The 17,690-nt window shown below is 64.4% G+C and carries 20 protein-coding genes; 8 read left to right on the forward strand and 12 right to left on the reverse strand.

Features of this window, described 5'->3' with window-relative positions; translation table 11 throughout:
• Nucleotides 1-54 precede the first annotated feature (54 nt).
• Together IG169_RS01425 and IG169_RS01430 are read right to left on the reverse strand one after the other, a co-directional pair.
• Nucleotides 55-495 carry a MarR family winged helix-turn-helix transcriptional regulator gene (locus IG169_RS01425; RefSeq protein ID WP_193174355.1) on the reverse strand — a complete coding sequence of 147 codons (441 nt, stop codon included), beginning with the start codon at nucleotides 493-495 and terminating at the stop codon, nucleotides 55-57.
• A gap of 216 nt (nucleotides 496-711) precedes the next feature.
• A complete protein-coding gene (locus IG169_RS01430) occupies nucleotides 712-1,746 on the reverse strand; it encodes an aspartate-semialdehyde dehydrogenase (protein WP_193174356.1) in 1,035 nt (344 codons plus the stop codon).
• Between the two features lie 255 nt (nucleotides 1,747-2,001).
• Between IG169_RS01430 and IG169_RS01435 the strand changes: the two genes are divergently transcribed.
• Nucleotides 2,002-2,673 (forward strand): hypothetical protein, encoded by a 672-nt coding sequence (locus tag IG169_RS01435; protein WP_193174357.1) that lies wholly within the window; start codon nucleotides 2,002-2,004, stop codon nucleotides 2,671-2,673.
• A 314-nt stretch (nucleotides 2,674-2,987) separates the two neighbouring features.
• On the forward strand, nucleotides 2,988-4,853 hold the full coding sequence (locus IG169_RS01440; RefSeq protein ID WP_193174358.1) for a cation:proton antiporter domain-containing protein: 1,866 nt from the start codon (nucleotides 2,988-2,990) through the stop codon (nucleotides 4,851-4,853).
• Nucleotides 4,854-4,891: 38 nt separating this feature from the next.
• On the opposite strand, the gene IG169_RS01445 is transcribed toward IG169_RS01440, so the two are convergent.
• The 4 genes from IG169_RS01445 to IG169_RS01460 all read right to left on the reverse strand — a co-directional run bounded on the left by IG169_RS01445 (nucleotide 4,892) and on the right by IG169_RS01460 (nucleotide 7,521).
• A complete protein-coding gene (locus IG169_RS01445; protein WP_193174359.1) occupies nucleotides 4,892-5,401 on the reverse strand; it encodes a GNAT family N-acetyltransferase in 510 nt (169 codons plus the stop codon).
• A complete protein-coding gene (gene leuB / locus IG169_RS01450) occupies nucleotides 5,388-6,494 on the reverse strand; it encodes a 3-isopropylmalate dehydrogenase (protein WP_193174360.1) in 1,107 nt (368 codons plus the stop codon). Before leuB ends, IG169_RS01445 begins: the two co-directional genes overlap by 14 nt.
• A gap of 114 nt (nucleotides 6,495-6,608) precedes the next feature.
• Nucleotides 6,609-6,992 (reverse strand): RidA family protein, encoded by a 384-nt coding sequence (locus IG169_RS01455; protein ID WP_193174549.1) that lies wholly within the window; start codon nucleotides 6,990-6,992, stop codon nucleotides 6,609-6,611.
• Between the two features lies 1 nt (nucleotide 6,993).
• Entirely contained in the window at nucleotides 6,994-7,521 is a 528-nt protein-coding gene (locus IG169_RS01460; RefSeq protein ID WP_193174361.1) for a MarR family winged helix-turn-helix transcriptional regulator, read from the reverse strand.
• Between the two features lie 15 nt (nucleotides 7,522-7,536).
• Here IG169_RS01460 and IG169_RS01465 point away from each other — a divergent pair, with 15 nt between their 5' ends.
• On the forward strand, nucleotides 7,537-8,439 hold the full coding sequence (locus IG169_RS01465; protein ID WP_193174362.1) for an alpha/beta hydrolase: 903 nt from the start codon (nucleotides 7,537-7,539) through the stop codon (nucleotides 8,437-8,439).
• Here the strand turns inward: IG169_RS01465 and IG169_RS01470 are convergent, their stop codons facing one another.
• The 5 genes from IG169_RS01470 to IG169_RS01490 all read right to left on the reverse strand — a co-directional run bounded on the left by IG169_RS01470 (nucleotide 8,440) and on the right by IG169_RS01490 (nucleotide 12,814).
• Complete coding sequence (locus tag IG169_RS01470; protein ID WP_193174363.1) at nucleotides 8,440-9,651, reverse strand: beta-ketoacyl-[acyl-carrier-protein] synthase family protein; 1,212 nt, start codon at nucleotides 9,649-9,651, stop codon at nucleotides 8,440-8,442.
• On the reverse strand, nucleotides 9,648-9,902 hold the full coding sequence (locus IG169_RS01475) for a phosphopantetheine-binding protein (RefSeq protein WP_193174364.1): 255 nt from the start codon (nucleotides 9,900-9,902) through the stop codon (nucleotides 9,648-9,650). The genes IG169_RS01470 and IG169_RS01475 overlap by 4 nt, the downstream gene beginning before the upstream one ends.
• A gap of 111 nt (nucleotides 9,903-10,013) precedes the next feature.
• Nucleotides 10,014-10,841 carry an Ivy family c-type lysozyme inhibitor gene (locus tag IG169_RS01480; protein WP_193174365.1) on the reverse strand — a complete coding sequence of 276 codons (828 nt, stop codon included), beginning with the start codon at nucleotides 10,839-10,841 and terminating at the stop codon, nucleotides 10,014-10,016.
• Nucleotides 10,842-10,933: 92 nt separating this feature from the next.
• Nucleotides 10,934-11,539, reverse strand: a complete 606-nt coding sequence (gene leuD, locus IG169_RS01485) for a 3-isopropylmalate dehydratase small subunit (protein ID WP_193174366.1) — start codon at nucleotides 11,537-11,539, stop codon at nucleotides 10,934-10,936.
• Between the two features lie 96 nt (nucleotides 11,540-11,635).
• The gene (locus IG169_RS01490) at nucleotides 11,636-12,814 is read right to left on the reverse strand and encodes an NAD(P)/FAD-dependent oxidoreductase (RefSeq protein WP_193174367.1); all 1,179 of its coding nucleotides are present in this window, start codon (nucleotides 12,812-12,814) and stop codon (nucleotides 11,636-11,638) included.
• Between the two features lie 59 nt (nucleotides 12,815-12,873).
• Between IG169_RS01490 and IG169_RS01495 the strand changes: the two genes are divergently transcribed.
• From IG169_RS01495 to IG169_RS01510, 4 genes are all read left to right on the forward strand, one after another.
• Complete coding sequence (locus IG169_RS01495) at nucleotides 12,874-13,764, forward strand: HpcH/HpaI aldolase/citrate lyase family protein (protein ID WP_193174368.1); 891 nt, start codon at nucleotides 12,874-12,876, stop codon at nucleotides 13,762-13,764.
• Between the two features lie 4 nt (nucleotides 13,765-13,768).
• Nucleotides 13,769-13,975 (forward strand): DUF1737 domain-containing protein, encoded by a 207-nt coding sequence (locus tag IG169_RS01500; RefSeq protein WP_193174369.1) that lies wholly within the window; start codon nucleotides 13,769-13,771, stop codon nucleotides 13,973-13,975.
• Nucleotides 13,976-14,003: 28 nt separating this feature from the next.
• Nucleotides 14,004-14,672 (forward strand): DUF1194 domain-containing protein, encoded by a 669-nt coding sequence (locus IG169_RS01505; protein ID WP_343225535.1) that lies wholly within the window; start codon nucleotides 14,004-14,006, stop codon nucleotides 14,670-14,672.
• 300 nt (nucleotides 14,673-14,972) lie between these two features.
• Nucleotides 14,973-15,998 (forward strand): heme-binding protein, encoded by a 1,026-nt coding sequence (locus IG169_RS01510; RefSeq protein ID WP_193174370.1) that lies wholly within the window; start codon nucleotides 14,973-14,975, stop codon nucleotides 15,996-15,998.
• A 13-nt stretch (nucleotides 15,999-16,011) separates the two neighbouring features.
• On the opposite strand, the gene IG169_RS01515 is transcribed toward IG169_RS01510, so the two are convergent.
• The gene (locus tag IG169_RS01515) at nucleotides 16,012-16,434 is read right to left on the reverse strand and encodes a metallopeptidase family protein (RefSeq protein WP_193174371.1); all 423 of its coding nucleotides are present in this window, start codon (nucleotides 16,432-16,434) and stop codon (nucleotides 16,012-16,014) included.
• A gap of 227 nt (nucleotides 16,435-16,661) precedes the next feature.
• On the opposite strand from IG169_RS01515, the gene IG169_RS23940 reads away from it, so the two are divergent.
• Nucleotides 16,662-17,660: an ImuA family protein gene (locus tag IG169_RS23940; RefSeq protein WP_246717052.1), complete on the forward strand. Its 999-nt coding sequence runs from the start codon at nucleotides 16,662-16,664 to the stop codon at nucleotides 17,658-17,660.
• Nucleotides 17,661-17,690 lie beyond the last annotated feature (30 nt).

The following is a 17,690-nucleotide window of genomic DNA, read 5'->3' on the forward strand; positions in this document are numbered from 1 at the left end:
ATCAGAAGCAGGGCCGGCCGGGAAACCAGCCGGCCCTTTTTCGTGGCGAGATCGTCAGGACAGGTGGATCAGGTCGGCGCGCAGGCGGTCGGCGCTTTCGATCAGGCTTTCCAGATCGCGATGCGCGGCGCGCCACAGCGGGTAGGCCTCGGCGAGAAGCGCGTGACCCTTGTCGGTCAGGGCGAGGCGGCGGCTGCGGCGGTCTTTCGGATCGGGCGAGACCGTCACGAGACCGCGGCGTTCCAGCGGTTTCAGGTTCGCCGTCAGCGTGGTGCGGTCGATCGCCAGAAGCGACGCCACGTCGCCCATGACCGGCGGTTCCGGCCGGTTCAGCGACATCAGCAGCGAGAACTGCCCGTTGGTCAGGCCGAGCGGGCGGAAAACCTCGTCGAAACGGCGCGCGACGACGCGGGCGGCGCGCTGCAGATGCAGGCACAGGCAGTTGTCGCGGACTTCGAGCGTTGCTTCGCGGGGGAATGGGTGCTGTTTTGGCATTTTTCAACTATATTGATATCAACATAACTATCCAGCCCCTTCCCGGTTTTCCACGGGACTTGCTGCGGCTCGCCCGAGGAGGATGTCTATCTGTGCATCAACCAGGTCGCCCAGCACCTGCCGATCATCTTCCCGGTCGAGAAGGCGGTGGCGGAGGCATGAAAAAGGCCGGAAGGTTTCCCTCCCGGCCTGCGCGCTCTTTTTGTAAGCAATAACTTACGCTGCCTGCTTCTTCGGCTGGATCAGGTGCCGGTTGACCAGCAGTTCGGCGATCTGGACGGTGTTCAGCGCCGCGCCCTTGCGCAGGTTGTCGGAGACGACCCAGATGTTGAGGCCGTTTTCGACGGTCGCGTCCTCGCGGATGCGGCTGATGAAGGTCGCGTCCTCTCCCGCGCTCTCGTAGGGCGTGATGTAGCCGCCGTCCTCGTGCTTGTCGATGACGATGCAGCCCGGCGCCTCGCGCAGGATGTCGCGGGCCTCGTCGGCCGAGATCGGCTTTTCGAACTCGATATTGACCGCTTCCGCATGGCCGATGAAGACGGGAACGCGCACGGCGGTGCAGGTGACCTTGATCTTCGGATCGAGCATCTTCTTGGTTTCGGCCAGAACCTTCCACTCTTCCTTGGTGTAGCCGTCCTCCATGAAGACGTCGATGTGGGGGATGACGTTGAAGGCGATGCGCTTGGTGAACTTCTTGTTTTCCAGCGAATCCGAGACGAAGACGGCGCGGGTCTGCGTGAACAGCTCGTCCATGCCTTCCTTGCCGGCGCCGGAGACCGACTGGTAGGTCGAGACGACGATGCGCTTGATCGTCGCCGCGTCATGCAGCGGCTTCAGCGCGACGACGAGCTGGGCGGTCGAGCAGTTCGGATTGGCGATGATGTTGCGCTTGGTAAAGCCCGAGATGGCGTCGGCGTTGACTTCCGGCACGATCAGCGGAACGTCCGAATCGTAGCGCCAGGCCGACGAGTTGTCGATGACGACGCAGCCCTTGGCGGCGATCTTCGGAGACCATTCCTTCGAGACATTGCCGCCCGCCGACATCAGGCAGATATCGGTCTCGGAAAAGTCGTAGTTCTCCAGCGCCTGAACCTTAATCAGCTTGTCGCCATAAGAGACTTCCTGACCCATCGACTTGCGCGATGCGAGCGGCACGATCTTGTCGGCGGGAAAGCCGCGCTCTTCCAGGATATTGAGCATTTCGCGACCGACATTGCCGGTTGCGCCAACGATAGCGATTACGAAGCCCATGGCTTTTCTCTTTGCTCCTCTCTCCCCTTTGCATTGGCAAGCACCACTCATCCCGCCCCCGGGAGAGTGTGGGGCGGAGCGGTCAGATCGTCTTGGTGGTTTTCGACGCTGTAGTGCTCATGGTGGCCGCGTTTTGATGCAGTGCGGCGAAAAAGTCAATCGCCGAGCTGTGCGCGAGGGCACATCGGGCCGCGCCCGTCGATGGCACGCTGGGGCCAAAGCCGGCGGAAATCCGCCCGCACACAGGAGGATACCATGCGCCTATTTGCCAAAATTGCGATTGCCGCCGCGCTTCTTGCCGGAGCGACCGGTGCCGCGAGCGCCGATTTCCTGCGTTGTCCGCTCGAGCAGGCGCGCCGGACGATCACCGATCCCTTGCCGTCCGGCTGGTGGACGACACCGCAGGTCAACCGGCTGTCGGAGACGAAGATCCAGAATATCGGCGGCAATCCGGCCCTGTTGTGCATCTACGGATCGTCGGGCAGCGTCCAGCGCGAACAGCCGCGCGGCCAGACCTGCCGGGCGGCGCGCGGCGGTTTCAACTGCCAGGCCTCGGGCGGGGGCGGCGGTCCGCGCACCGTGGCGACCGGCGGCCTCGACATTCCGCAAACCTACCTGTTCGATCTCGACCGCGGCGCGGTGACCCAGGCGGGTGCGGATTTCTGGTTCCAGGCCGAAACGCGGGCCCTGCTCTATCTCGTGCCCCGCAACGGCGCCAAAATCGGCGTCGGCAACCGCTCCAACCGCGGCGCCGTCGGCTGCGCTGCGGCCCGGATGACGACCGAGCGCGTCTCGCTGAGCGATCTCCCGGTCGGCAGCTACATTTGCGCGCGCACCAATGAAGGCCGCGTTTCGCAATTCCGTATCAACGCGATTTCCGGCGGTTCGCCGAAGACCCTGTCGATCGGCTTCACCACCTGGCAATAAGCTTCTCAAAGGCGCCCGGCGTTTTCGCCGGACGCTTGCGTATTTGCCGCCCGGACTTCTCCGGCAAGCCGCGAAAGGCTCGCCGCATCGAGACGCAGGGCGACTTTTGTTTCTGAATAGCGGCGGCATGGCGCGCGTGGAAGCGGAACACGCCCTCATTCCATGTCCCGGTGGCGAGACAAGACCGCTTCTGCAACGTCAATCCGTGCCCTGTTGCCGGCGTCCCGGACAAAATACGCGGGGCGGCTATATTCCGTTGCGAGCCGCCCCATTTTGGGCAGACTTGCGTAATTGCCGCCGGAGGGGATGATCCGATGACCGATTTTCTGCTGCTTGCCTTCGTCTTTCTCGTAGCGGGGGTGTTGTCCGTTCCGGTCGCCACGCGCCTCGGGCTCGGTTCCGTACTCGGCTATCTGATCGCGGGGATCGCGATCTCGCCGGTGCTGGCGCTGCTCGGCGTCGACGTCTTGTCGATCCAGCATTTCGCCGAATTCGGCGTCGTGATGATGCTGTTCCTCGTCGGGCTGGAACTGGAGCCGAAACTGCTGTGGCAAATGCGGGCCAGGCTGCTCGGTCTCGGCGGCGTACAGGTGCTCGGGACAGCGCTCGCCGTCATGCTCGCCGCAATGGCGCTCGGCGAGCCATGGACGGTGGGGCTCCCCATCGGGCTGGTGCTGTCGCTCTCGTCCACCGCGATCGTCCTGCAGACTTTGAACGAGAAGGGGCTGATGCGCAGCGACGGCGGCCAGTCCAGCTTCGCGGTTTTGCTGTTCCAGGACATCGCCGTCATTCCCATGCTTGCGCTGATCCCGCTGCTGGCGCTGCCGGAGCTGGTCGACGCGCAACATGCGGCGGCGGGCGGTGCGGAAGCGGCCGGTCACGGCGACGCGATGAGCCTGGTCGCCGGGTTGAACGGTTGGCAGACGGCGCTCGTCACGCTGGCGGCGATCGGCGTCGTCGTCATCATCGGCAGTTACCTGACGCGGCCGCTGTTCCGCTTCATCGCAAGCGCGCAATTGCGCGAGTTGTTCACGGCGACGGCTCTGCTGATCGTTATCGGAATCGCATTGCTGATGTCGCTGGTCGGCCTATCTCCGGCGCTCGGCACCTTCCTCGCCGGCGTCGTGCTGGCGAACAGCGAATACCGGCACGAGCTGGAATCCGATATCGACCCGTTCAAGGGATTGCTGCTCGGCGTGTTCTTCATGAGCGTCGGCGCCGGCATCAATTTCGGCTTGCTTTCGGAAAATCTCACGCTGACCGTCGGGCTCACGCTCGGCCTGATGCTGACGAAAGCGCTTGTGCTGTATGTGCTGGCGACGGCATTCAAGCTGCGCGGCACGGATCGCTGGCTGTTCGCGCTCGGCCTCGCGCAGGCCGGAGAATTCGGGTTCGTGCTGCTCTCGTTTACGGTCGCCAACGCCGTCATACCCGCCGCGATCGGCGACCAGCTGCTGCTCGTGGTGGCGCTGTCCATGCTGCTGACGCCTGCGCTTTTTATCCTGTACGACCGGGTGATCGCGCCGAAATTCTCCGCGGATCAGGAGCGCGAGGCCGACGCCATCGACGAGGACAACCACATCATCATCGCCGGGCGCGGCCGGGTGGGCGGCCTTGTGGAGCGGATGCTCAATGCCGCCGGCTACAAGGCGACGGTGATCGACTACAATTCCAGGACGATCGAGAATCTCGGGCGCTTTGGCGTTAAGGTTTATTACGGCGATGCCACGCGGCCGGACCTGCTGCACTCTGCGGGCGTGGAGCGGGCCAAACTGTTCGTCATCGCCATCGACGAACGCGATCAGATCACCGAGCTGACAAAATATCTTCTCCAGAACTATCCGAACCTGCACGTGATGGCCCGCGCGGTTGACCGCGACCACGTCTACGACCTCTATTTCGCCGGCTGCCGCGACATCATCCGCGAAACCTATGACAGCTCCATCCGCATGGGCCGGTCGGCCTTCGAAGCGCTGGGCATCGAAAGCCATCACGCGCGGGCGATGGCTGCGGCTTTCGACGAGACGGACCGCAGGTCCATGGTCGAGGTGGCGGATGTCTACGATCCCGCGATCCCGGTCGCGGAAAACGAGGCCTATATCGCGAAAGTGCGCAAGATAACCGGCGAATGGCAGCCGGCGTTGCACAAGCAGATGGAAGAGATCCGCGGTTCCGGCTGACCGGCTCAGACGGCAGCGGCCGGCGCGTCGAACATTGCCTAGCGCGCTTTGCCCCGCGCGGCGGCCAGCCTTTCGAGGCTCGGCGTCTCGAAGCGCAGCGCGACCTTCTGGCGCTGGATCGCCGCGCCTTCGCGCTCGTAGAAACGGATCCCGGCATCATTGCCGGTCGCGGTGGTCAGGTCGATGCGCTCAATATTTTCGGCGAGGCAGAATTCCGCGAGGAAGACGAGCAGCTCGTGGCCGACGCCGCGGCCGCGCGCCGTCGGGGAAACGAACAGTTCCTTCAGGTAGAGCGCGGCGGCCAGCCCCATGGCCGGCGGCGTCACCGCGACGCTGGCATAGCCCTGCGCGGCGCCGCCGACGAAGGCAACAACGAAAAGGGCATTGCCCGGTTTCGCCTCGAGCCAGCCGGCGACAGCGGTCCCGATTTCCGCGGCGGTTTCCGTTTCCTCGCCATAGTGGCGCTTGGTCTGTTCCACCAGGCCGGCGATCGCGTCGCGATCGCTGGATTCCGCCCAGCGGACGGTGATGGCGTCAGGCGCCGGCATAGGCCTTCAGCACGGCGTCGCCCATCTCGGAGGTCGTCACCTTCGTGCAGCCCTCCGACATGATGTCGCCGGTGCGCAGGCCTTGGTCCAGCACTTGCGAGATCGCCTTTTCGAGGCGGTCGGCCTCGGCGATCATGTTGAACGAGTAGCGCAGGCACATCGCGAAGGAGGCGATCATGGCGATCGGGTTGGCGATGCCCTGGCCGGCGATGTCCGGCGCGGAGCCGTGCACCGGCTCGTAAAGCGCCTTGCGCTTGCCGGTGACCGGGTCGGGCGCACCGAGCGAGGCCGACGGCAGCATGCCGAGCGAGCCGGTCAGCATTGCGGCGACGTCGGAGAGCATGTCGCCGAACAGATTGTCGGTGACGATGACGTCGAACTGCTTCGGCCAGCGCACCAGCTGCATGCCGCCGGCGTCGGCCAGCATGTGGGTCAGCTCGACGTCGGAATATTTCGCCTTGTGGATCTCGGTCACGACGTCCTTCCACAGGACGCCCGATATCATGACGTTGTGCTTTTCCATCGAGCAGACCTTGTTGGAGCGGGTGCGCGCCAGCTCGAAGGCGACGCCGGCAATCCGCTCGATCTCGAAAGTGTCGTAGACCTGCGTGTCGATGCCGCGCTTCTGGCCGTTGCCGAGGTCGATGATCTGTTTCGGTTCGCCGAAATAGACGCCGCCGGTCAGTTCGCGCACGATCAGGATGTCGAGACCCTCGACGACTTCCGGCTTCAGCGACGAGGAGGCGGCAAGCGCCGGATAGCAGATCGCCGGGCGCAGATTGGCGAACAGGGCCATGTCCTTGCGCAGGCGCAGGAGACCGGCTTCCGGGCGAACCTCGTAGGGCACGCCATCCCATTTCGGGCCGCCGACGGCGCCGAACAACAGGGCATCGGCCGCCATCGCCTTTTCCATGTCTTCTTCGGAGATCGCCTGGCCGTGCGCGTCATAGGCCGATCCGCCGACGAGACCCTCGTCGATCACGAAACCCGTGTTCTCGGTTTCGTTCATGTGGCCGATCAGCTTGCGGACTTCGGCCATGGCTTCGGGACCGATGCCGTCGCCGGGCAGGAGAAGGAGGGAACGTGTCGTCATGGATGGGATACCTGATGGAATGAATGATCGGGAGACGGCATAGAGGCAGTGCGGCGGGAATTCAACCGCGATGGCGCAAGCATGGCGGAACAGGGCTTGTGGTGCGGCGTTTCGTCAGCCCTTGAACGCCGTGACCTCGATTTCGACCTTCATCTCCGGGCGGATCAGCCCGGCGACGACCATGGTCGCGGCGGGCCTGATGCCGGCGAAAAATTCGCCGAGGATCGGGAAAACCTTGTCGGCATAAGCGGGATCGGTCACGGTGTATTGCGCGCGCACGATGTCGGCGCGCGAAAACCCGGCCTCGGCGAGCGTCCGGTCGATCGTGGCGAGGGTGTTTGCCGTCTGTGTCTCGACGTCATCGGGCATCGTCATGGTCTCGTAATCGTAGCCGGTCGTGCCGGAGACGAAACACCAGCCGCCCTGGACGACGGCGCGCGAATAGCCGGCCTGTTTCTCGAAGGGCGAGCCGGTGGAAATCAGCCTGCGGTCGGACATGTCACTCACTTTCGGTTTCTTCGGCGGCGGACTGCATCTCCAGCAGGCGGGCAACGATGCGGCGCATCGCATCACCGACCATCTCGCACTCCTCGGGCGTCGTCGCCGACATCATGTCGTCGATGATCGCCGCCTGGATGACGATCGCGCGGTCGGCAAGCGCGCGGCCCTCCGCGGTTAGATAGAGGCGCAGCACGCGCTTGTCGGCGGGGTCGGCCCGGCGCTCGACGAGGCCGCGTTTTTCGAGCTGCGGCAACAGCATCGTCATGTTGGAGCGGCCGACGAACAGTTTCCGGGCGAGATCCTGCTGGCTGATGCCGGCGCTGCGCACGAGGTTCACCATGATGTCGAGATGGGGGGTCTTGAGATCGAGCGGCCTCAGTTGACGCGCGAGTTCCTGCTGGACGAGATGGCAGGCGCGCGCCACCGCGACCCAGTTCTTGAATCGCGAGTTCTCCCACATCGCCGGTTTCGTTTTGGCTTCTTGCTTTTCGTTCATGGTTGTACTATTCTGTTCAATATTGAACATAAAGGATCTGACGCGATGTTGCACGCGCGAGACCGGATTGCAAAGAGCCTGATCGCATATTGCGGAACGCGCTGGCCGAACGCCACGGCGGATTACGCGTTCCGGATCTTCAGCCGCACCGCCCGGCCGCGCGGCAGGGTGCTTGCCGGCGGCATGCCGGAAGGCATGGAGCCGCTGATGCTGCAGACGCCGAGCGGGCTTGTCGCGACATGGCATCTCCCGGCCGAGCACCCGGACGGCCGCAAGGCGTTGCTTGTTCATGGCTGGAACTCCCGCTCGCTGCACCTGCTGGCGCTGGCGAAATCGCTCAACGAACAGGGTATCGACGCCGTCCTCGTCGACCTGCCGGGCCACGGCGCCTCGACCGGGCGGCACCTGCATCTCGGCAAGGGCATCGCGGCGGTCGACGCGGCCTGGCGCCACTATGGACCGTTCGACACCTTCATCGGCCATTCCTTCGGCGGCGCGGTCGCGCTCAACGCGGCGCTCGGGTCGGCGATGTGCATCCCGGCGCGCCGGCCCGACACGCTGGTGATGATCGCCGCGCCGAATTCGATGCCGGCTTTCTTCCGCTGGTTCGGCCGGCGAGCCGGCCTGCCGCAAGCGGCGCAGGCGGCGCTGGAGCGCAAGGTCCTGACGATTCTCGGCCAGTCGCTGGATCTGTTCGTCGCGTCCGACCAGCTGAAGGATTACGACCGGCCGGTGCTCGTCGTCCACGACATGGACGATACCGACGTGCTCTATGCCGATGCGCTGCGCATGGCGCGCGCCGGACGGCATGTCGCCCTGCATACGACGAGCGGGCTCGGACACCGGCGGGTGCTGAAGGATCCGGGCGTGCATGCGGCGGTCTGCGATCACGTCAGGGGCGCGGCAAGGCCGGACCAGCCGCTGGCGCTCGTCGAGGATTGCGCCTGATCAGACGGCCTTGAAGGCGATCACCGAATTGGCGCCGCCGAAGGCGAAAGCGTTCGAAATGGCCACCGAGACCTTGCGCTGGCGCGCGACATTCGGCGTCACGTCGAGATCGCATTCCGGATCGGGCTCGGAGTAGTTCACCGTCGGCGGAATGATACCGTCGCGGATCGCCTGCAGGCAGGCGATGGCCTCGATCGCGCCGGAGGCGCCGAGGCAATGGGCGTGCATGGATTTCGTCGAGGAAACGGAGAGCGCGTCGGCATGCTTGCCGAAAACTTCCCGGATCGCCTGGGTCTCGATGCGGTCGTTACCCATCGTCCCGGTGCCGTGGGCGTTGATGTAGTCGACGTCGGCCGGGTCCAGCCCGGCATCGGCCAGGCAGTCGCGCATCGCGGAAGCCGGCCCTTCCACGGTCGGCGCGACGATGTCGCTGGCGTCCGCCGACAGGCCCGCGCCCGCGATCTCGGCCAGGATCGGCGCGCCGCGGCGCTCGGCGCTCTCGAGCGTTTCCATGACCATGACCCCTGCCCCGTCGCCGAGAACCAGGCCCTCGCGGTCCGCCGAAAACGGCCGGCAGGCTGTCTTTGCGAGGATGCGCATGGATTCCCAGGCCTTGACGATGCCGTAGGAAAGCGAAGCATCCGACCCGCCGGCGACGATGGCGTCGGCGCGGCCGGCACGCAGCATGTCGAGCGCGGTCGAAAACGCGTCATTGGAGGACGCGCAGGCCGAGGTGACGCCGTAAACGGGGCCCTTGAGGCCGTGGATCATGCTGGTGTGAACCGCCGCGGAGGCGGGCATGGCCTTGGGGACGGCGAAGATGTCGGTGCGTTTCTTGCCTTCAAGGAAGATGGCGCGATACGCCTCCTCGATCGCGTCGCCGCCGAAAACGCCGACGCCGATGACCGAACCGATGCGCATGTCCGGCCGTTCGCGCGCGTCCAGGCCGGCCTGGCGCAGCGCCTCACCGGCGGCGAGCGCCGCGAGCAAGCCGAAACGGCTGATCGAGACCAGCTTGCGCTTGTCGAAATCGTGCTCGGGCAGCTCCGCGATCTGGCCGGCGATGGCGGTTTTCAGGTCATGCTTGTCGGGTATCGTCAGCGGACCGATTCCGCAGACGCCGTTGCGCATGGAATTCCAGATTTCCGGGGCATTCTTGCCGAGGCAGCACAGGCCACCGATGCCGGTGACCACGACGCGTTTCCTGTTCATTCAGCTGCCTTGGCGACCATCTCCGCAACGGAATGGGCGACGTCGGACACCGTCTTGAGGTTGTCCCACGCGGTTGCCGCGTTCATGTCGATCTCGATGTCGTATTCGTCCTCGAGATCGAAAATGATTTCGGCGAGATCAAGCGACTGGATGTCGAGGTCTGTCAGAGCGGTGTCGGGCTTGATTGTCTCCGGCTCGATGCCGGCCTTGTCGGCGATAATGCGTATCGTCGTGTCCAGTACTGCCGTCATCCCTCACCTCGATTGTTGCAGCGGCCGGCAAAAGCCGGCCGTCCCCCCAGCCCCTTTTTGCGCTTAAGCAAAAGGCCGTGTCAATGTCGGTGGGCGGCTGCTTCCGCAGTGTCAGGGGATAGCGAGGCGCTTCAGTTCTCCGCGTGCCATATCGGGCCAGTTTGCGGGATTCGGCCATTGCGCGACCGCGTTGCCGCGAATCTGCGCAAACCATGCTTTCCGTGCATCGAGATCGACGACCAGCAGCGAATCCGCGCCGCCGCAATTGTGCGGCACGCAACCGGATGTCGCGTAAATTCCGTCGGCGATCTTTTCCATTTCGGAAGAAACGCGAAGCCCAAGCGCATATTCGGCGAGATCGGAACCAAGGGTTTTCAACGCGTAACCGTAGAATTCCTGGTTGGAGAAATATGCCTCCGGGTGGATCGCCGGTTTGGCGGCAAGGTCGTCCCAGCCGGTCCCGGGTTCGGGCACGAAGCGCAGCATGCCGGCGGTCCGGAAACCGTCCTGCGGCGTCCAGCGGCGGACCGGCATCTCCTCGCCGGGTCCGACCCAGGGCGCGAAGATGATCGCGTAGTCGGACACGGCCGGCAGCGGCCAGCCGCAATCGCCGGGCAGTGAATCGGTGTTGACGCCGCCGTTTCCGTCGGGCCAGACGATAAGCGTGTTGGCACCGCAGGCATTGCCGCCGGGACCGATCGAGATCAGGGCGACATCGGTGCCGGCGACATTCGCGGTGCGGTCGAAAAAGGCCTGGAAGTCGCGGCCGATTTCCTTGCCGTTGTAGCTGACGACCTTTTCGTAATCGGGAGTTTCGGCGATCGTGAGCGTTCCGCCGGCAAAGGGAAGTTCCTCGGGCGGCGTATCCTGCGCCAGGGCGGGCGACGCCAGCGCCATGCCGAGAAGGCAGGCGGTCACAAATCGTTTCGGTGTCTGCATTCCAGCCTCCTCTGCCGCGCGAACGGGGCCGCAAAAAAGACGGCCGGAAGGTGAATGCCTCCGGCCGTCCGGTAAAATCCCGATGATGCGGGTCAGGCCCAGGGGCGGTTTTCGGCCAGCTTCGCTTCGTAGCTGTCGATCTTCGCTGCCTTGGCCATGGTCAGGCCGATGTCGTCGAGGCCGTTCAGGAGGCAATGCTTCTTGAAGGCGTCGATATCGAACCTGACCACGCCGCCGTCGGGGCCGTGGATTTCCTGCGCCTCGAGATCGACCGTCAGCGTGGCGTTGGAGCCGCGCTCGGCGTCGTCCATCAGCTTGTCGAGATCTTCCTGGGAGACGACGATCGGCAGGATGCCGTTCTTGAAGCAGTTGTTGTAGAAAATGTCGGCAAACGACGTGGAGATCACGCAGCGGATGCCGAAATCGAGCAGCGCCCAGGGCGCGTGTTCGCGCGACGAGCCACAGCCGAAATTGTCGCCGGCGACGAGGATCCTGGCGTTCCGGTAGGCCGGCTTGTTGAGAACGAAATCCGGATTCTCGCTGCCGTCCTCGTTGTAGCGCATTTCGGCGAACAGGCCGGTGCCGAGACCGGTGCGCTTGATGGTCTTCAGATAATCCTTCGGGATGATCATGTCGGTGTCGATATTGACGATCGGCAGGGGCGCGGCGACGCCGCTCAGCGTGGTGAACTTGTCCATCGTTTTCGCTTTCCGTTCGGAATTGTTGGCACGGCCTTAGCAAAGCGCGCGGAAAAAATGAAGCATTCTCGTCGCGGTGGCCGGTCTTGATGCCAATCAGATGATGTTGCGCTCGGCAAATCGCCGGCCGGCGGCGATCCTGTCCGGTGAAAAGGCGGTGCAATCGGTCGTACGGAATTGCCCGAACAGGATGCGCTCGGCGAGCGCTTCCGCCGCCGAGGGCGCCTGCTGGACGCCGTGGCCGGAAAAGCCCGAAATCACGTAAAGCCCGCCACTCTCCGCAACCGGGCCGATCAGGGCGTTGCGGTCGAAGGGATTGTACTCGTAGTGGCCGGCCCAGGCCGATTGCAGTTTCAACGCCTCGAAGGCCGGAATGCGCGTCGCCAGCAGCGGCCAGATGCTGTCCTCGAAAAGCGGCCAGTCCGGTTCGAAATCCTGCGGATCGGCCGGGCCGTCTTCGTCGGGATGAGGCGACATGCCGGTGATGTAGCCGTCGCCCTCGGGCCGGACATAGAGGCCGGAGGGATCGACGGTAAGCGGCATCTCGGCGTAACGCTCCCGGGCATGGAAGAAAAAGACCGTGCGCTTGCGCGGTTCCACGGGCAGGTCGAGGCCGGATGCCCGCGCGAGCGCGCCGGAGGACGGACCGGCGGCGATGACGGCGGTATCGCAGGCCCAGCGGCTGTCATTGGCGAGCCGGATCCCCGTCACCCGGCCGGCCGTGTTCTCGATCTCGGCGACTTCGCCGGTGACCAGCGACACCCTGCAGTTCGCCTTCAGGGCGCGGCGGAAGGCGGACAGCAGCGCCATGGCGTCGAACCAGCCCTCGCCCGCAAGGCCGAGCGATCCGGCGGCGACGCCATCGGTGTTCAGCCAGGAAAACCGCTCCTGAAGACCGACCGGATCGAGCAGCACGACGTCGGCGCCGCATTGTTTCTGCACCGCGTGATTGGCGGCCAGCGTCTCGCGCCCGGCTTCGCTCGCCAGCAGCAGATAGCCGTTTTCGTGAAAACCGACATCCGTTTCGAATTCGAAATGATCTGAAGCCTTGTTCAGAAATTCGAGCGTGCGTCGCGACAGGGCGATGTTTTCGGCCAGCGAGAATTGTTGCCGGATACCGGATGCCGACAGCGCGGTGGCGGCCTGCGCAAAACCGGGATCGCGCTCGAAGACGGCAATATCGCCGTCATAGCCGAGCCGTGCCAGATGCCAGGCCGTCGCAGCGCCGGCCAACGCGCCGCCGATGATCGCGATGTCGCAAGTGTGATGCGTCATGAAACACCCCGTTCGTTCCGCCACTTGCGGCTCTCACCGCAATATTGTCAAACGTCTTCATGACCAGACGCCCGCTTCGCCTCCGCCGCTCCGTCCTCTATGTGCCCGCCTCGAACGAGAAGGCCGTGGCGAAATCGGAGACGCTTGCCTGCGACGCCATCATCTACGATCTCGAGGACGCTGTCGCACCGGCGGCCAAGGAGGATGCCCGCGAGCGATTGCGCGATCATTTCGGGGCGCATCCGCAAAGCGCCCGCGAACGGGTGATCCGCATCAACGCGTTGTCGAGCGAATTCGGAGCGGAGGATTTTCTCGCTGCCCGCGCGTGCAAGCCGGATGCGATCCTGATCCCGAAAGTGGACGTGCCGCGTGACATCGCCGATGTGGCCGACATGCTGACGGAGACGGATGCGGCCGACACGATCCGGCTGTGGGCGATGATGGAGACGCCGAAGGCGATCCTGAACGCCGCGGCGATTGCGGATTGGGGCGAAACGGAAGGCTCACGGCTCGATTGCCTGGTCGCCGGCTCGAACGATCTTGCCAAGGATCTGCGCCTGCCCGGACCGAACCGCGCCGTTCTGCAGCCGATGCTGATGGAACTGGTGGTCGCGGCGCGCGCCTTCGGGCTCGACATTCTCGACGGCGTCTTCAACGCGTTTCGCGACGAGGAAGGCTTCGCAGCCGAATGCCGGGAAGCCGCCGGCATGGGTTTTGACGGCAAGACGTTGATTCATCCGTTGCAGATCGAGGGCGCGAACGCCGCATTCGGCATATCACCCGAGCGCGAGGCGGTGGCCGCCTCCATCGTCGCCGCCTTCGACCGTCCCGAAAACAGGGACGCCGGGGTGATCAGCCTTGACGGGCGGATGGTGGAACGATTGCATCTGGAAGACGCCCGACGCACGCTGGCGCTTGCCGCCAGGCAGCGCGGACAGGAAGAGGATTGACGCCATGCAGCTCTATCGATTGCTGACCGGTCCGGACGACGCCACTTTCTGCCACAAGGTGACCGATGCCCTGAACAAGGGTTGGTCGCTGCACGGTTCGCCGTCCTATTCCTTCGACCCGGACACGCATGCGATGCGCTGCGCGCAGGCGGTGGTGAAGACCGTCGAGGGTAAGGAGTACCATCCGCTGATGAAACTGGGCGAGCAGTAGGAGCGGCGGCATCCAGCCGGCTCTCGCCATAGCGCTTGCCGTCCTTTTTTCCGGGACGGCGGCGGCGAATGCGCAATCGCGCTGCGGCCTGTCGCTGGTGCTTGCGCTCGACGTCTCCTCCAGCGTCGATGCCGATGAATTCACGCTGCAGATGAGCGGGCTTGCGCGGGCGATGCGCGACGAGACGATCCGGGGCGCGATCATCGAGGCCGGCGGCATCCAGGCGATGGCGTTCGAATGGAGCGGACGCTTCCAGCAGGTCGCGGTCGCGCCGTGGACATTCCTGCGCTCCGACGCGAACATCTTCGCCTTTGCCGACCGGATCGAGGCGCATGTGCGCGGCTTCGACGAATTCCCGACGGCGCTCGGCTATGCGCTCGGCCATGCGGCGATCCAGCTTTCGCGGGCGCCGCTTACATGCACCCGCACGGTTGTGGACGTATCCGGCGATGGCGTCACCAACGAGGGCTACGAGCCGGCGACCGCCTACCGCAATTTCGATTTTTCCAACATCACCGTGAACGGCCTTGTGATCGAGGGCGAGAAGCCCGATCCGGTCGCCTATTACCGCGCCGAAGTGATCCACGGGCCGGGCGCCTTCGTCGAGGTGGCGCGCGATTTTTCCGATTACGAGGCGGCGATGAAGCGCAAGCTGTTGCGCGAGATCAATGGTGCGGCGCTGTCGATGGCCGAATGAAAGGCGCCGGGTATCGCCAAAGACGTGCTGCGCATGCGTTTTCGGGGGCAAATTCCCCAGAGTAAGGTGGCTTCCTCCAAATTTATTTTTTCCGTATTGTTGGCACGAAATCGGATAAGAGCTTTCATCGGGCGGGAAAGTGATTGATTTCCAACTTAAAATATAATAGCTTAACTCTTAATTCACCACAAACATAAACTATTATAAACTACAATTATTGTCATTTTTAATATTTGTAATCTCTGTACTTCGTTCTTCTCTTAGACTGGTTGCCTTCTGATCCAGTCGCAGGAGGGAGCCATGCTGAACGAGTCGAGAATCCGGGAACTCAAATCCGTCGGGCGCTACGTCGAACTTGCGAAATCCGGCGATGACGACCTTGGTCCGCTGAAACTGTTGCCGGGCACCTGGAAGAATCTGCCGGATATGGCCGGCCGGGGCTGGAACATGATCGCCCTGCCGTTCTCGTCGGCGCCGGGCGGCCAGATCGACTATCGCCTGCTGGTCAACCAGTTCAACGAGGAACTGAAGTTCACGCTTGTCGACAAGGCGGTGCCGAATCGCGGGATTGAAGAAGGCACGCCTGCCACGAATACCGACCAGCTCGTCGTCACGCTCGACTATGAGCAGATGATCACGCAGATCGCGGCTGACGACCGACCGTCGAGCGGACTTGCTGGCGCTCCGAATCTGGCGATCCACCACGAGCCGGGCCTTTGGCTGCACATGACGAATTTCACCACTGGCGGCCTCGATATCGCTCGGCTCGCGACCATCCCGCATGGCGATAGCGCCCTCGGGCTCGGAAAGAGCGAGATTTTCAGCGGGCCTCCGACGATCCCGCCGGTCAACGGCCTGCCGATCGGCGTCCTGCAGGACCTTGCGGCCAATCCGTATCTCGGGCCTTACAAGGAATTCAACGACACGCCGTTTCCGGGCAACGTAACCGCGCCGGGCTTTCCGGGCTTCAATCCGGTTGAGCCGCATCTGCTTCTGACCGGTGGTGTGCCCGGCACCGTCGCGCGTACGACCAGGCTGGAGGTCAATACCACCGTCGAGACCGGCGGGATCTCGAACATTCCGTTCATCGTGAAACAAGCCAATGCAACCGAAATGACCTCGACCTTCTGGATCCAGGAGCTCGAAGAGACGGACGCTTCGGGCGGTCCGATTGTCATCCTGCAATATCTGCAGGTCGTGCTGCTGGATTTCTTCCCGCGCAGGGATGGCCAGGACGGGCTGATTCGGTGGCCGCATGTCAGCATCAACACGATGAAAAAGGTCGCCGAGCCCGATTACGGAAGGGCCGAAATGCCGGTCGCATAAGGCGCGCCGGCGTCTATTCGGCCGCTTCCTCGATGGCTTCCATGTCGGAGTCGCTCAGGCCGAAATGATGGCCGAGCTCGTGGATCAGCACGTGGGTGATGATATCGCCGAGCGATTCCTCGTTTTCCGACCAGTAATCGAGGATGGCTCGGCGATAGAGCGTGATGCGGTTGGCCTCTTCGCCGGTGCCGGGATTCCAGCGCTCGGCGATGCCGCGGCCCTCGAACAGGCCGAGCAGGTCGAAGGGGGTCTCGAGGCCGAGATCGTCGCTGATCTCGTCGGTCGGGAACTCGGCGACGAAAATCTGAATGTCGTTCGTCAGATCGCGGAATTCCTGCGGCAAATGCGCGTAGGCGGTCAGCGCGATCGATTCGATGGTGGCGAGATCGGGCGAAAGGCGGTCGGCCCAGTCGCCGCTCTGGTCTGTGCGGTCCATGGCGTTTTTTCGTTGTGTTTCCGGCCCTCTATATAGTGTCTTTGAGGAAGGTGCGAGGGGGTGGACCGCGTCGCGACATTCGAGGAATAAATTCTTTTTTGCCTTTCTCTTGACTCTCCGGCAGTTTGCCGGAATCAATAGGAACATAACAAGAACATGACTGGCATTGCGCGGGTGAAACGCGCGGGCCGGCAGGATTTTGAAACAGGAAAGACAGGACGAACGCCATGGCGTCAGCAGCACGCGCCACGGCGCGGGCGACGCTTTTGTCCTTGCGCCGGCAGATCGCCTCCATCGAGCAGACGCCGCCGGCCCTTGCCGGCGAAGAGCGGGGCTGGGCGGACGCGCAGGATGCGGAGCGGGCGGCCCTTCTCGCCACCGGCGCGGTGGATTTCGACCGGGAGCTTGGCGGCGGGATCGCGCTTGCGAGCCTCACCGAAATCCATGCCCGCACGGCGCGCGATGCGGGGCTCGCGACCGGGTTCGTTGCCGCGCTGCTGTCACTGACCGGGGCGCCGGCGTTTCTGGCGCGCGATCCGGTGCTGTGGATCGGCGCGCCGGGGGTCTTTGCCGAAGCCGGCGCGCCGCACGGACGGGGCCTTGCCGCGCTCGGCTTTGCGCCGGAGCGGCTGCTCACGGTCGAGCCGAAAAGGCTCGTTGACGCGCTCTGGGTCGCCGAAGAGGCGGCGCGCACGCGCGGGCTTGCCGCCACCATTCTCGACATGCGCGGCAATATCGGCGGGTTCGGCCTGCGCGAGACGCAGCGCCTCAACCGGCGCGCGCAGGCGTCGGGTCGTCTCGTCCTGCTGCTGCGCCAGTCGGCGGAGGCCGAGGCGAGCGCCGCGCCGCTCCGTCTCGTCGTCGCGCCCTCCCCTTCCGCGCCGCTGACTGTGCTGGCGGGCACGGCGCATGCGCGCGCGGTGCCAGGCGGAATCGGGCCGCCGGGCTTTGCCGTGACGATCGAGAAGAACAAGGCCGGTCCCGCCGGGCGGACCCATTTCATCCACTGGAACAGCCATGAACGCCATTTTTACACCGAACAGGCCCGCCGCGGCGGGACACGCCCTGCCGGAACCGCTGCGGACGGGCCGGGCGGCACGCTCGTCGCCTTCCCCCGCGCCGGTTCCGGGTCAGCGCATCCTGGCGCTGAGCTTTCCGTATCTGGCGACAGACCGCATCGCGCGCGGGCGCCTCGGCAAGGCCTGGCGGCAGAAGAAGCCTCCTGAGGCGGGGCGGCCGGCCCCGCCGCTGGTCAC

It is taken from the genome of Oricola nitratireducens (assembly GCF_014904745.1).
Taxonomy (GTDB): domain Bacteria; phylum Pseudomonadota; class Alphaproteobacteria; order Rhizobiales; family Rhizobiaceae; genus Oricola; species Oricola nitratireducens.

Coding starts and splice junctions, on each gene's coding strand:
- IG169_RS01425 (WP_193174355.1), bottom strand. CDS start 495: ATGCCAAAACAGCACCCATTCCCCCGCGAAGCAACGCTCGAAGTCCGC.
- IG169_RS01430 (WP_193174356.1), bottom strand. CDS start 1,746: ATGGGCTTCGTAATCGCTATCGTTGGCGCAACCGGCAATGTCGGTCGC.
- IG169_RS01435 (WP_193174357.1), top strand. CDS start 2,002: ATGCGCCTATTTGCCAAAATTGCGATTGCCGCCGCGCTTCTTGCCGGA.
- IG169_RS01440 (WP_193174358.1), top strand. CDS start 2,988: ATGACCGATTTTCTGCTGCTTGCCTTCGTCTTTCTCGTAGCGGGGGTG.
- IG169_RS01445 (WP_193174359.1), bottom strand. CDS start 5,401: ATGCCGGCGCCTGACGCCATCACCGTCCGCTGGGCGGAATCCAGCGAT.
- leuB (WP_193174360.1), bottom strand. CDS start 6,494: ATGACGACACGTTCCCTCCTTCTCCTGCCCGGCGACGGCATCGGTCCC.
- IG169_RS01455 (WP_193174549.1), bottom strand. CDS start 6,992: ATGTCCGACCGCAGGCTGATTTCCACCGGCTCGCCCTTCGAGAAACAG.
- IG169_RS01460 (WP_193174361.1), bottom strand. CDS start 7,521: ATGTTCAATATTGAACAGAATAGTACAACCATGAACGAAAAGCAAGAA.
- IG169_RS01465 (WP_193174362.1), top strand. CDS start 7,537: ATGTTGCACGCGCGAGACCGGATTGCAAAGAGCCTGATCGCATATTGC.
- IG169_RS01470 (WP_193174363.1), bottom strand. CDS start 9,651: ATGAACAGGAAACGCGTCGTGGTCACCGGCATCGGTGGCCTGTGCTGC.
- IG169_RS01475 (WP_193174364.1), bottom strand. CDS start 9,902: ATGACGGCAGTACTGGACACGACGATACGCATTATCGCCGACAAGGCC.
- IG169_RS01480 (WP_193174365.1), bottom strand. CDS start 10,841: ATGCAGACACCGAAACGATTTGTGACCGCCTGCCTTCTCGGCATGGCG.
- leuD (WP_193174366.1), bottom strand. CDS start 11,539: ATGGACAAGTTCACCACGCTGAGCGGCGTCGCCGCGCCCCTGCCGATC.
- IG169_RS01490 (WP_193174367.1), bottom strand. CDS start 12,814: ATGACGCATCACACTTGCGACATCGCGATCATCGGCGGCGCGTTGGCC.
- IG169_RS01495 (WP_193174368.1), top strand. CDS start 12,874: ATGACCAGACGCCCGCTTCGCCTCCGCCGCTCCGTCCTCTATGTGCCC.
- IG169_RS01500 (WP_193174369.1), top strand. CDS start 13,769: ATGCAGCTCTATCGATTGCTGACCGGTCCGGACGACGCCACTTTCTGC.
- IG169_RS01510 (WP_193174370.1), top strand. CDS start 14,973: ATGCTGAACGAGTCGAGAATCCGGGAACTCAAATCCGTCGGGCGCTAC.
- IG169_RS01515 (WP_193174371.1), bottom strand. CDS start 16,434: ATGGACCGCACAGACCAGAGCGGCGACTGGGCCGACCGCCTTTCGCCC.
- IG169_RS23940 (WP_246717052.1), top strand. CDS start 16,662: ATGGCGTCAGCAGCACGCGCCACGGCGCGGGCGACGCTTTTGTCCTTG.